At 58.5% G+C, this 11,736-nt stretch carries 11 protein-coding genes and 2 tRNA genes; 12 read left to right on the plus strand and 1 reads right to left on the minus strand.

Annotation, left to right across the window (positions count from 1 at the left end; genetic code table 11):
* The first annotated feature begins 122 nt into the window (after positions 1-122).
* From carB to PFLCHA0_RS04235, 3 genes are read left to right on the plus strand one after another with little or no spacing between them, the layout of a single operon-like run.
* Positions 123-3,344, plus strand: a complete 3,222-nt coding sequence (gene carB, locus PFLCHA0_RS04225) for a carbamoyl-phosphate synthase large subunit (protein ID WP_011059192.1) — start codon at positions 123-125, stop codon at positions 3,342-3,344.
* A complete protein-coding gene (gene greA / locus PFLCHA0_RS04230) occupies positions 3,341-3,817 on the plus strand; it encodes a transcription elongation factor GreA (protein ID WP_011059193.1) in 477 nt (158 codons plus the stop codon). The genes carB and greA overlap by 4 nt, the downstream gene beginning before the upstream one ends.
* A gap of 28 nt (positions 3,818-3,845) precedes the next feature.
* Positions 3,846-4,250 carry a hypothetical protein gene (locus tag PFLCHA0_RS04235; protein ID WP_015634114.1) on the plus strand — a complete coding sequence of 135 codons (405 nt, stop codon included), beginning with the start codon at positions 3,846-3,848 and terminating at the stop codon, positions 4,248-4,250.
* Between the two features lie 12 nt (positions 4,251-4,262).
* On the opposite strand, the gene PFLCHA0_RS04240 is transcribed toward PFLCHA0_RS04235, so the two are convergent.
* Positions 4,263-4,571 (minus strand): YhbY family RNA-binding protein, encoded by a 309-nt coding sequence (locus tag PFLCHA0_RS04240; protein ID WP_015634115.1) that lies wholly within the window; start codon positions 4,569-4,571, stop codon positions 4,263-4,265.
* A gap of 104 nt (positions 4,572-4,675) precedes the next feature.
* Between PFLCHA0_RS04240 and rlmE the strand changes: the two genes are divergently transcribed.
* From rlmE to rimP, 9 genes are all read left to right on the plus strand, one after another.
* Positions 4,676-5,305 carry a 23S rRNA (uridine(2552)-2'-O)-methyltransferase RlmE gene (gene rlmE / locus PFLCHA0_RS04245; RefSeq protein WP_011059196.1) on the plus strand — a complete coding sequence of 210 codons (630 nt, stop codon included), beginning with the start codon at positions 4,676-4,678 and terminating at the stop codon, positions 5,303-5,305.
* A gap of 201 nt (positions 5,306-5,506) precedes the next feature.
* Positions 5,507-7,411, plus strand: coding sequence for an ATP-dependent zinc metalloprotease FtsH (ftsH, locus tag PFLCHA0_RS04250; RefSeq protein ID WP_011059197.1), 1,905 nt, complete (start codon positions 5,507-5,509; stop codon positions 7,409-7,411).
* An 8-nt stretch (positions 7,412-7,419) separates the two neighbouring features.
* Positions 7,420-8,271 carry a dihydropteroate synthase gene (folP, locus tag PFLCHA0_RS04255; protein ID WP_015634117.1) on the plus strand — a complete coding sequence of 284 codons (852 nt, stop codon included), beginning with the start codon at positions 7,420-7,422 and terminating at the stop codon, positions 8,269-8,271.
* A 16-nt stretch (positions 8,272-8,287) separates the two neighbouring features.
* Positions 8,288-9,625 (plus strand): phosphoglucosamine mutase, encoded by a 1,338-nt coding sequence (gene glmM, locus PFLCHA0_RS04260; RefSeq protein WP_015634118.1) that lies wholly within the window; start codon positions 8,288-8,290, stop codon positions 9,623-9,625.
* A gap of 66 nt (positions 9,626-9,691) precedes the next feature.
* Positions 9,692-10,447, plus strand: a complete 756-nt coding sequence (gene tpiA / locus PFLCHA0_RS04265; RefSeq protein ID WP_015634119.1) for a triose-phosphate isomerase — start codon at positions 9,692-9,694, stop codon at positions 10,445-10,447.
* A gap of 4 nt (positions 10,448-10,451) precedes the next feature.
* Positions 10,452-10,835, plus strand: coding sequence for a preprotein translocase subunit SecG (gene secG, locus PFLCHA0_RS31040; protein ID WP_015634120.1), 384 nt, complete (start codon positions 10,452-10,454; stop codon positions 10,833-10,835).
* Between the two features lie 29 nt (positions 10,836-10,864).
* Positions 10,865-10,950 (plus strand) — tRNA-Leu (locus PFLCHA0_RS04275).
* Between the two features lie 96 nt (positions 10,951-11,046).
* A tRNA-Met gene (locus PFLCHA0_RS04280) sits at positions 11,047-11,123 on the plus strand.
* Between the two features lie 130 nt (positions 11,124-11,253).
* Positions 11,254-11,712: a ribosome maturation factor RimP gene (gene rimP, locus PFLCHA0_RS04285; RefSeq protein WP_041120545.1), complete on the plus strand. Its 459-nt coding sequence runs from the start codon at positions 11,254-11,256 to the stop codon at positions 11,710-11,712.
* The last annotated feature ends 24 nt before the right edge of the window (positions 11,713-11,736 follow it).

Genomic DNA, 11,736 nt, shown 5'->3' on the forward strand with positions numbered 1-11,736 from the left:
CCTTGAAAGTGTAGCGAGCAGCGCTTGAGGGCGGCCCCGGCAAATCCGGCGGAACCCCTCGGGCGCCTCAGAGAATGTTCAAGACGGCTTGCCGACTGACCTGCGGATTTGAGTGACAACCCATGCCAAAACGTACAGACATTAAAAGCATCCTGATTCTTGGCGCTGGCCCGATCGTGATCGGCCAAGCCTGCGAATTCGACTACTCCGGCGCCCAGGCTTGCAAGGCCCTGCGCGAAGAGGGTTACCGGGTCATCCTGGTGAACTCCAACCCGGCCACCATCATGACCGACCCGGCCATGGCCGACGCCACCTACATCGAGCCGATCAAGTGGCAGACCGTTGCCAAGATCATCGAGAAAGAGCGTCCGGACGCGCTGCTGCCGACCATGGGCGGCCAGACTGCGCTGAACTGCGCCCTGGACCTGGAGCGTGAAGGCGTCCTGGAGAAGTTCGGCGTAGAGATGATCGGCGCCAACGCCGACACCATCGACAAGGCTGAAGACCGTTCGCGCTTCGACGCTGCCATGAAGTCCATCGGCCTGGCGTGCCCGCGTTCCGGTATTGCCCACAGCATGGAAGAGGCCAATGCGGTCCTCGACAAGCTGGGCTTCCCTTGCATCATCCGTCCATCCTTCACCATGGGTGGCACCGGTGGTGGCATCGCCTACAACCGCGAAGAGTTCGAAGAAATCTGCGCCCGCGGTCTGGACCTGTCGCCGACCAAGGAACTGCTGATCGACGAATCCCTGATCGGCTGGAAAGAGTACGAGATGGAGGTGGTCCGCGATAAGAAGGACAACTGCATCATCGTCTGCTCCATCGAGAACTTCGACCCGATGGGCGTGCACACCGGTGACTCCATCACCGTGGCTCCGGCACAGACCCTGACCGACAAGGAATACCAGATCCTGCGTAACGCCTCCCTGGCGGTGCTGCGCGAGATCGGTGTGGAAACTGGCGGTTCCAACGTGCAGTTCGGTATCTGCCCGAACACAGGCCGCATGGTCGTGATCGAGATGAACCCGCGGGTATCCCGTTCCTCGGCGCTGGCTTCGAAAGCCACCGGTTTCCCGATCGCCAAGGTCGCGGCCAAGCTGGCTGTCGGCTACACCCTGGACGAGCTGTCCAACGATATTACCGGCGGCAAGACCCCGGCGTCCTTCGAGCCGTCCATCGACTACGTCGTGACCAAGCTGCCACGCTTCGCCTTCGAGAAGTTCTCCAAGGCCGACGCGCGCCTGACCACCCAGATGAAGTCGGTGGGTGAGGTCATGGCCATCGGTCGGACCTTCCAGGAATCCCTGCAGAAAGCCCTGCGCGGTCTGGAAGTGGGCGTTTGCGGCCTGGATCCCAAGCTCGACCTGAGCAATCCGGAAAGCATGAACGTGCTCAAGCGCGAGCTGACCGTGCCCGGCGCCGAGCGTATCTGGTACGTGGCTGATGCCTTCCGTGCCGGCATGACCGTCGAGCAGATCTTCGGCATGAACATGATCGATCCTTGGTTCCTGGTGCAGATCGAAGACCTGATCAAGGAAGAAGAGAAGGTCAAGACCCTGGGCCTGTCGGCCATCGACCGCGACCTGATGTTCCGCCTCAAGCGCAAAGGCTTCTCCGACCAGCGTCTGGCCAAGCTGCTGGGCGTGACCGAGAAGAACCTGCGCACACATCGTCAGAAGCTGGAAGTGTTCCCGGTCTACAAGCGCGTCGACACCTGCGCCGCCGAGTTCGCCACCGACACCGCGTACCTGTACTCGACTTATGAAGAAGAGTGCGAAGCCGCACCTTCGACCCGTGACAAGATCATGATTCTGGGCGGTGGTCCAAACCGTATCGGCCAGGGCATCGAGTTCGACTACTGCTGCGTACACGCCGCCCTGGCGCTGCGCGACGATGGTTACGAAACCATCATGGTCAACTGCAACCCGGAAACCGTTTCTACCGACTACGACACTTCGGATCGCCTGTACTTCGAACCGGTGACCCTGGAAGACGTGCTGGAAATTGTCCGTGTCGAGAAGCCAAAAGGCGTGATCGTGCAGTACGGCGGCCAGACTCCGCTGAAACTGGCTCGTGCCCTGGAAGCCGCCGGCGTGCCGATCATCGGCACCAGCCCAGACGCTATCGACCGCGCCGAAGACCGTGAGCGCTTCCAGCAGATGGTCGAACGCCTGAACCTGCGTCAACCACCAAACGCTACCGTGCGCAGCGAAGACGAAGCGATTCGTGCCGCCGCCAAGATCGGTTACCCGCTGGTGGTGCGTCCGTCCTACGTGCTGGGCGGCCGGGCGATGGAAATCGTCTACGAGGAAGATGAGCTCAAGCGCTACCTGCGAGAAGCAGTGCAAGTGTCCAACGACAGCCCGGTGCTGCTGGACCACTTCCTCAACTGCGCCATTGAAATGGACGTGGATGCGGTCTGCGACGGCACCGACGTAGTGATCGGCGCCATCATGCAGCACATCGAGCAGGCTGGCGTTCACTCCGGTGACTCTGCGTGCTCGCTGCCGCCGTACTCGCTGCCGGCGCACATCCAGGACGAGATGCGCGAACAGGTCAAGAAAATGGCCCTGGAACTGGGTGTGGTTGGCCTGATGAACGTGCAGCTGGCCCTGCAAGGCGATCAGATCTACGTCATCGAAGTGAACCCGCGCGCTTCCCGGACCGTGCCGTTCGTTTCCAAGTGCATCGGTGTCTCCCTGGCGATGATCGCTGCTCGTGTGATGGCCGGTAAGACCCTGAAAGAGCTGGGCTTCACCAAGGAAATCATTCCGAACTTCTACAGCGTCAAGGAAGCGGTATTCCCGTTTGCCAAGTTCCCGGGCGTCGACCCGATCCTCGGCCCAGAGATGAAGTCCACCGGTGAAGTGATGGGCGTGGGCGACACCTTCGGCGAAGCCTTTGCCAAGGCCCAGATGGGTGCCAGCGAAGTGCTGCCGACCGGCGGTACTGCGTTCATCAGCGTGCGCGACGATGACAAGCCTCTGGTTGCAGGCGTGGCCCGTGATCTGATCAACTTGGGCTTCGAAGTGGTCGCTACTGCGGGCACCGCCAAGCTGATCGAGGCGGCCGGCCTGAAGGTGCGTCGTGTGAACAAGGTGACTGAAGGTCGTCCGCATGTGGTCGATATGATCAAGAACGACGAAGTCACTCTGATCATCAACACCACTGAAGGCCGTCAGTCGATTGCTGACTCTTATTCCATTCGTCGTAACGCCTTGCAGCACAAGATCTACTGCACCACCACCATTGCTGCTGGCGAAGCTATCTGTGAAGCGTTGAAGTTCGGTCCGGAAAAGACCGTGCGTCGCTTGCAGGATCTACACGCAGGATTGAAGGCATGAATAAATACCCAATGACCGTCCAGGGCGCGCGCGCCCTGGAAGAAGAGCATGCTCACCTGACCAAGGTCGTGCGTCCGAAGCTCAGCCAGGACATCGGTACGGCCCGCGAGTTGGGTGACCTGAAGGAAAACGCCGAATACCATGCCGCTCGCGAACAGCAGGGCATGGTAGAAGCGCGGATCCGCGATATTGAAGGCCGCCTGCAGAACTCGGTGGTCATCGATGTCACGACCATTCCCCATACCGGCAAGGTGATCTTTGGCACCACGGTAGAAATCGCCAACGTCGAAACTGACGAAAGCGTCACCTACCAGATCGTGGGTGAGGACGAGGCTGACATCAAACTCGGTAAAATTTCCGTCGGCTCGCCGATCGCTCGCGCCTTGATTGCCAAGGAAGAGGGGGATGTGGTGGCGGTCAAAACGCCTGGTGGCGTTATCGAGTACGAGATTGTCGAAGTCCGTCACATCTGAAAGAAGGCGCCCGCTGCACGCGGGCGCCATGCTTTGGCAGCTGGCCCAGATGTTGTGGGTCGGCGGCTTGTGGTTGTTGCATCTCGGCTTGCTGCCCGCCCTGGGGCAGATTGGCCTTGCCCCCTTGCTGATCGAAGAAATCTCGTCACTGCTCAGTGCGTTGCTGGTAGGTTTTTCAGCGGCGTGCCTGGTCCTGCAGATACTGGTATTGATCCAGTCCGAAGGGCTGAGGAGCTTGTGGCGGGATATTCGGGGGCAACTGCTATTGATGGCGATGTATGCGTGTGCGATGTATTTCGTCGTACGCATCTTGTTGCCGGAAGCTCAGCGCTGGCAGTTGTTCAGCTATCTGGTCCTGGGTTTTTCCGGGCTGGTACTGGTGTTGCAGCCAGTGCCGGGATGGGGTGGCAGGGTGCGCCAGACACACCCTTGACCCGAGTCGACGTCAGTGGAAACGATGGACGTTCGACAATTGCTTGTTTACCTTGGCGTTCTTGCGGTAGATCAGCGCCATCTTGCCGATGACCTGCACCAGATCCGCTTTGCCGGCCTTGCACAATTGGGCAATGGCCTCCAGGCGCGACTCGCGCTCGAGGATGTTGAGCTTGATCTTGATCAGCTCGTGATCGCTCAAGGCGCGTTCAAGTTCGGCTAATACACCTTCGGTCAAACCGTTGTCAGCCACAGTCAATACTGGTTTCAGATGGTGGCCAATGGATTTGTACTGTTTCTTCTGCTCTTGAGTGAGCGGCATAATCTGACCCCTGCGTCTGATCTTGTAAAAAGCGGCGGCCAGTTTACCCGAGCGAGTCCGGGACCGCCCAGTTAATCACGACCCGTTTTATTTTGAGGTGGCCCGTGGCCCGTTCCAAAACTAGCCATAACTGGCTGAAAGAGCACTTCAACGACCCATTCGTCAAAATGGCGCAAAAAGATGGGTACCGTTCCCGTGCCAGCTACAAACTGCTGGAGATTCAGGAAAAGGACCGCCTTATCCGTCCTGGCATGAGTGTTATCGACCTGGGGGCCGCCCCGGGTGGCTGGTCGCAGGTGACCAGTCGTCTGATTGGTGGCCAGGGGCGCCTGATTGCCTCGGACATCCTGGAAATGGACAGCATTCCCGATGTGACCTTTATTCAAGGGGACTTCACTGAGGATGCAGTACTGGCGCAGATCCTCGAGGCGGTTGGAAATTCTGAAGTTGACCTTGTGATTTCCGATATGGCCCCCAATATGAGTGGGTTAGCAGCCGTGGATATGCCGCGAGCGATGTTCCTGTGCGAGTTGGCGCTGGATCTTGCTGGCCGGGTCTTGCGTCCAGGTGGTGATTTTCTGATCAAGATCTTCCAGGGTGAAGGCTTCGATGAGTACCACAAGAGCGTGCGGCAGATGTTCGAGAAAGTGCAGATGCGCAAACCGTCATCATCCCGTGACCGTTCTCGGGAGCAATACTTGCTGGGGCGCGGCTTCCGTGGTCGTAGTGAGTAAGTAAGAGTTTTGACTGGGGTGATAGGATTTTCGTATTTCGCCCCGTCAGATTAAGCGCATATTGTGTAGTCTAAGTTTCACATAGGGTTACAGACAGCGCCTGCCAGAGCTGTAGGTAATGTAGTAAGTTAGGCCGGTGAATATCATGCGAAGCGCGCGCCAGTAGCGGAGCTTGCTTCAGAGGGTAGTTAATTGAACGACATGGCAAAGAATCTGATCCTGTGGTTGATCATCGCCGCCGTCTTGGTGACGGTGATGAACAACTTCTCCAGCCCTAACGAGCCGCAGACCCTCAACTATTCCGACTTCATCCAGCAAGTTAAGGATGGCAAGGTCGAGCGCGTAGCGGTTGATGGCTACGTGATTACCGGCAAGCGCAACGATGGCGACAGCTTCAAGACCATTCGTCCTGCCATTCAGGACAATGGCCTGATCGGCGACTTGGTGGACAACCACGTGGTGGTCGAAGGCAAGCAGCCTGAACAGCAAAGCATCTGGACTCAACTGCTGGTGGCCAGCTTCCCGATCCTGGTGATCATCGCGGTGTTCATGTTCTTCATGCGCCAGATGCAGGGTGGCGCCGGAGGCAAGGGCGGGCCGATGAGTTTTGGCAAGAGCAAGGCGCGCTTGCTGTCTGAAGATCAGGTGAAAACTACCTTGGCTGACGTTGCCGGTTGCGACGAGGCCAAGGAAGAAGTAGGTGAGTTGGTTGAATTCCTCCGTGACCCAGGCAAGTTCCAGCGTCTGGGCGGTCGTATTCCTCGCGGCGTGTTGATGGTGGGCCCACCAGGTACCGGTAAGACGTTGCTGGCCAAAGCCATCGCTGGTGAAGCCAAAGTGCCTTTCTTCACCATTTCCGGTTCCGACTTCGTCGAGATGTTCGTCGGTGTGGGTGCCAGCCGCGTCCGTGACATGTTCGAGCAAGCCAAGAAGCATGCTCCTTGCATCATCTTCATCGACGAGATCGACGCCGTCGGTCGTCACCGTGGCGCCGGCATGGGCGGCGGTCATGATGAGCGTGAGCAGACCCTCAACCAGTTGCTGGTTGAGATGGATGGTTTCGAAATGAACGACGGCATCATCGTGATCGCCGCGACCAACCGTCCTGACGTACTGGACCCGGCCTTGCTGCGTCCGGGCCGTTTCGACCGTCAGGTCGTGGTTGGCCTGCCGGACATTCGTGGTCGCGAACAGATTCTCAAGGTGCACATGCGTAAAGTGCCAATGGGCGACGACGTCGCACCTGCGGTAATCGCCCGCGGTACCCCGGGTTTCTCCGGTGCCGACCTGGCGAATCTGGTCAACGAGGCCTCGCTGTTTGCGGCGCGTACCGGCAAGCGCATCGTTGAGATGAAGGAATTCGAACTGGCCAAGGACAAGATCATGATGGGCGCGGAGCGCAAATCCATGGTCATGTCCGAAAAAGAGAAGCAGAACACGGCTTATCACGAAGCAGGCCACGCCATTGTTGGTCGTGTCGTGCCGGAGCACGACCCGGTCTACAAGGTGTCGATCATTCCTCGCGGCCGGGCCTTGGGTGTCACCATGTTCCTGCCGGAAGAAGATCGTTACAGCCTCTCCAAGCGTGCCTTGATCAGCCAGATCTGCTCGCTCTACGGCGGTCGTATCGCTGAAGAAATGACCCTTGGCTTCGACGGCGTGACCACCGGCGCCTCCAACGACATCATGCGTGCCAGCCAGATCGCGCGGAACATGGTGACCAAATGGGGTCTTTCCGAGAAGCTTGGTCCGCTGATGTATGCCGAAGAAGAGGGTGAGGTGTTCCTGGGGCGCAGCGCGGGTAGCCAGCATGCGAGCCTGTCTGCGGAAACGGCGAAACTGATCGACTCCGAGGTGCGCAGCATCATCGATCAGTGCTACGGCACCGCCAAGCAGATCCTGACGGACAACCGCGACAAGCTGGATGCCATGGCAGACGCCCTGATGAAGTACGAAACCATCGACGCCGATCAGATCGACGACATCATGGCAGGGCGTACTCCACGCGAACCTCGTGATTGGGAGGGCGGCTCGGGTACTCCTCCTCCAGTAGTGCAGAATGAGCGTCCGGAAACACCCATTGGCGGCCCAGCAGCCGACCACTAAGGTTTTAAATGACTTCTGTTCCTTCCTCCACCCGGTTGCCTTGCGGCAACCGGGTTCTTGATTTGGCCCGTGCGCATGTCATGGGCATCTTGAATGTAACTCCCGACTCCTTCTCTGATGGTGGCCGCTTCAGCCAGCTTGATCTGGCTTTGCAGCATGCCGAGGCCATGGTTGCGGCCGGTGCTACGCTGATTGATGTCGGTGGCGAATCCACTCGCCCGGGTGCCCGTGCGGTATCGCCGCTGGAGGAGTTGGAGCGAGTCGCGCCTGTGGTCGAGCGCATCCACCGTGAGTTGGATGTGATCATTTCTGTTGATACCTCGACACCGGCGGTGATGCGTGAAACCGCTCGCCTCGGCGCAGGGCTGATCAATGACGTTCGTTCATTGCGCCGGGAGGGTGCCCTGGATGCGGCGGCGGCCACTGGCTTGCCGGTGTGTCTGATGCACATGCTGGGTGAGCCTGGTGATATGCAGGACAACCCGCATTATCAGGACGTGACCCGAGAGGTTGCCGAGTTCCTGGTTGAGCGCATGGCCCAGTGTGCGTCAGTGGGCATCGGTCCAGAGCGGATTGTGCTCGATCCGGGCTTTGGCTTTGCCAAGACCCTGCAACACAACCTGAGCCTGTTCAAGCATATGGATGCCTTGCATGCCCTTGGGCGCCCGTTGTTGGTTGGGGTGTCGCGCAAGAGCATGATTGGCCAGGCCTTGAATCGTCCCGTAGGTGAGCGATTGCACGGCAGTCTGGCGCTAGCGGCCCTGGCAGTGGCCAAGGGCGCGAAAATTATCCGTGTCCATGATGTCGCCGAGACCGTGGATGTGGTGCGAATGATTGCGGCAGTGGAATCCGCCGAATAAGAATGATGGAGTACTTATGACTAAAAAATACTTTGGCACCGACGGCATCCGCGGCCGTGTAGGCGAATTCCCTATCACTCCTGATTTCATGCTCAAGCTCGGCTGGGCCGCCGGCATGGCATTTCGCAGCATGGGCGCCTGCCGCGTGCTGGTGGGCAAGGACACGCGTATCTCCGGGTACATGTTCGAGTCTGCACTGGAGGCAGGGTTGTCTGCAGCCGGTGCCGATGTGATGCTCCTGGGGCCGATGCCGACTCCGGCCATTGCTTACCTGACGCGTACCTTCCATGCGGAGGCGGGCATCGTTATCAGTGCCTCGCACAATCCTCATGATGACAACGGCATCAAGTTCTTCTCGGGTGAGGGCACCAAGTTGCCTGACGAGGTGGAGTTGATGATCGAAGAGTTGCTGGATGCGCCGATGACCGTGGTGGAGTCGAGCAAGCTCGGCAAGGTTTCGCGGATCAACGACGCTTCAGGGCGTTACATCGAATTCTGCAAAAGCAGCGTGCCTTCCAGCACCAGCTTCGCTGGTTTGAAAGTTGTTCTCGACTGCGCTCATGGTGCGACCTACAAGGTGGCGCCAAGCGTGTTCCGCGAGTTGGGGGCGCAGGTCACTGTGCTGTCCGCGCAACCCAATGGCTTGAACATCAACGAGAACTGCGGCTCGACCCACATGGGCCAATTGCAGGCGGCTGTCCTGGCCGAGCATGCGGACCTGGGGATCGCCTTTGATGGCGATGGTGACCGGGTGCTGATGGTCGATCAGACTGGTGCGATCGTGGATGGTGATGAGCTGCTGTTCATCATCGCTCGCGACCTGCATGAGCGTGACAAGCTGCAAGGCGGCGTGGTCGGAACGCTCATGAGCAACCTGGGGCTGGAGCTGGCCCTGACGGACTTGGGTATCCCCTTTGTCCGGGCCAACGTCGGTGACCGTTATGTGATCGCCGAGCTGCTGGAGCGCAATTGGCTGGTAGGTGGCGAAAACTCCGGGCACATCGTGTGCTTCCGTCATGCTACTACCGGGGATGCGATCATTGCCGCGCTGCAGGTGCTGATGGCGCTCAAGGCTCGTGGTGAAAGCCTGGCCCAGTCCCGTCAGGGGTTGCGCAAGTGTCCTCAGGTGCTGGTCAATGTGCGCTTTGGCGGCGGTGAGAACCCGGTCGAGCATCCTGCGGTGAAAGAGGCTTGCGAGCGTGTCACGGCCGCTATGGCTGGGCGTGGTCGGGTTCTGTTGCGCAAGTCGGGTACCGAGCCTCTGGTGCGCGTGATGGTTGAAGGCGACGACGAAGCTCAGGTTCGCGCTTACGCCGAAGAGCTGGCGAAACTGGTTGCTGAAGTTTCTGCCTGATTTCGGCTTGCCAGTGTTGTTTTGGTTGGGTAACATCTGCGCCCACTTTGACCGACGAGGTACAGCATGCGTCGCCCTATGGTAGCTGGTAACTGGAAGATGCACGGTACCCGCGCCAGCGTCGCTGAGCTGATCAACGGCCTTCGTCATCTGGCCTTGCCAAGCGGTGTTGATGTCGCGGTATTCCCGCCTTGCTTGCATATCAATCAAGTGATTGATGGCTTGAAGGGTAAGTCGATTCAGGTCGGCGCGCAGAACTCTGCGGTGGAGTCCATGCAAGGTGCATTGACGGGCGAGATCGCCCCGAGTCAGTTGGTGGATGCAGGTTGTTCCCTGGTGCTGGTTGGGCACTCCGAGCGCCGCCTGATCATGGGTGAGCGTGACGCGACTCTCAATCGTAAGTTCGCAGCGGCGCAGGCCTGTGGCTTGAAGCCGGTTCTGTGTGTAGGGGAGACCCTCGAGCAGCGCGAAGCCGGGAAGACTCTAGAGGTTGTCGGGCGTCAGCTGGGCAGCATCATCGAAGAGTTGGGTGTTGGTGCGTTCGCCAATGCTGTTATCGCTTACGAGCCGGTCTGGGCCATTGGTACCGGGCTGACTGCGACACCGCAACAGGCGCAGGATGTGCACGCAGCTATCCGCGCGCAGTTGGCGGCAGAAAATTCTGAAGTGGCACGAGGTGTGCGGCTTCTATACGGCGGCAGCGTGAAGGCGGCCAATGCGGTCGAACTGTTCGGCATGCCGGATATCGATGGGGGGCTCATTGGTGGAGCTTCCCTGAATGCAGATGAGTTCGGTGCGATCTGTCGCGCCGCGGGAAACTGAAAAAATGCTGGAAACAGTCGTAGTCGTTTTTCATCTGCTGGGTGCCCTGGGCGTAGTTGCTCTGGTTTTGCTGCAGCAGGGTAAAGGTGCGGATGCTGGCGCGTCTTTCGGTGCAGGTGCTTCAAATACTGTGTTCGGAAGCCAAGGTTCCTCTACCTTTCTTAGTAAGTTTACTGCTATACTTGCCGCCGGTTTCTTCATAACCAGCTTGGGGTTAGGTTACTTTGCTAAAGAGAAAGCTCACCAGCTGACTCAAGTAGGTTTGCCAGATCCAGCAGTGCTTGAAGTACCAAAGCAAAAACCGGCTTCTGATGATGTCCCGGTGCTCCAAGAGCAAAAGTCGGCCAACAGCGCGACTGACGTACCTCCAGCTCCAGAGCAGAAGTAAGAAGAGTTTCACGCAGTAACGTAGTCTATGCCGAGGTGGTGGAATTGGTAGACACGCAACCTTGAGGTGGTTGTGCCCATAGGGTGTAGGGGTTCGAGTCCCCTTCTCGGTACCAATTATCAGGAGAGCCCGCTGTTGCGGGCTTTCTTGTAGGTGGAAGGTTACATTGACCCAAAAAGGGATCAGTCGTATACTTCCGCCCCAGCTTTGTCGCGGGGTGGAGCAGTCTGGTAGCTCGTCGGGCTCATAACCCGAAGGTCGTCGGTTCAAATCCGGCCCCCGCAACCAGTTTTAGCGGAGCCCCTTTTCAGGGGCTTTTTGTTAGCTGGACACTTTACAACGCCGCTATTCAACGGCGTTTCCGGGATGGGCGCTTCGCCCATTTTTTATTTGCACAAGCATGCACGAGGGGGTTCAGGTGTCGAGCAAGCTAGAACAGTTGCAGGCCTTGTTGGCCCCGGTGGTCGTGGCCCTTGGCTATGAATGCTGGGGTATTGAGTTTTCGGCTCAGGGTCGCCACTCATTGTTGCGCGTTTATATCGATAAAGAAGGCGGCGTGCTGGTGGACGATTGCGCCATCGTCAGCCGTCAGATCAGTGGTGTTCTCGACGTAGAAGATCCGATCTCCGTTGAATACACCCTTGAAGTTTCCTCTCCTGGCATGGAACGCCCACTGTTCACTCTTGAACAGTTTGCCAAGTATGTCGGTGAGCAAGTGAAGATCAAACTGCGCTCGCCCTTCGAAGGTCGGCGTAATTTTCAGGGCCTTCTCCGCGGGGTGGAGGAACAGGATGTCGTGGTGCAAGTGGATGACCATGAGTTCCTGTTGCCGATCGATATGATCGACAAGGCCAACATAATTCCCAGTTTTGACTGAGACGCGGATCCCGCGGATCCAATG

This window comes from Pseudomonas protegens CHA0, assembly GCF_000397205.1.
Taxonomy (GTDB): domain Bacteria; phylum Pseudomonadota; class Gammaproteobacteria; order Pseudomonadales; family Pseudomonadaceae; genus Aquipseudomonas; species Aquipseudomonas protegens.

Bases quoted from the DNA above. Each gene is read 5' to 3' on its own strand.
- tpiA (WP_015634119.1), top strand. From the start codon at position 9,692: ATGCGTCGCCCTATGGTAGCTGGTAACTGGAAGATGCACGGTACCCGC.
- PFLCHA0_RS04235 (WP_015634114.1), top strand. From the start codon at position 3,846: ATGCTTTGGCAGCTGGCCCAGATGTTGTGGGTCGGCGGCTTGTGGTTG.
- greA (WP_011059193.1), top strand. From the start codon at position 3,341: ATGAATAAATACCCAATGACCGTCCAGGGCGCGCGCGCCCTGGAAGAA.
- ftsH (WP_011059197.1), top strand. From the start codon at position 5,507: ATGGCAAAGAATCTGATCCTGTGGTTGATCATCGCCGCCGTCTTGGTG.
- carB (WP_011059192.1), top strand. From the start codon at position 123: ATGCCAAAACGTACAGACATTAAAAGCATCCTGATTCTTGGCGCTGGC.
- PFLCHA0_RS04240 (WP_015634115.1), bottom strand. From the start codon at position 4,571: ATGCCGCTCACTCAAGAGCAGAAGAAACAGTACAAATCCATTGGCCAC.
- secG (WP_015634120.1), top strand. From the start codon at position 10,452: ATGCTGGAAACAGTCGTAGTCGTTTTTCATCTGCTGGGTGCCCTGGGC.
- glmM (WP_015634118.1), top strand. From the start codon at position 8,288: ATGACTAAAAAATACTTTGGCACCGACGGCATCCGCGGCCGTGTAGGC.
- folP (WP_015634117.1), top strand. From the start codon at position 7,420: ATGACTTCTGTTCCTTCCTCCACCCGGTTGCCTTGCGGCAACCGGGTT.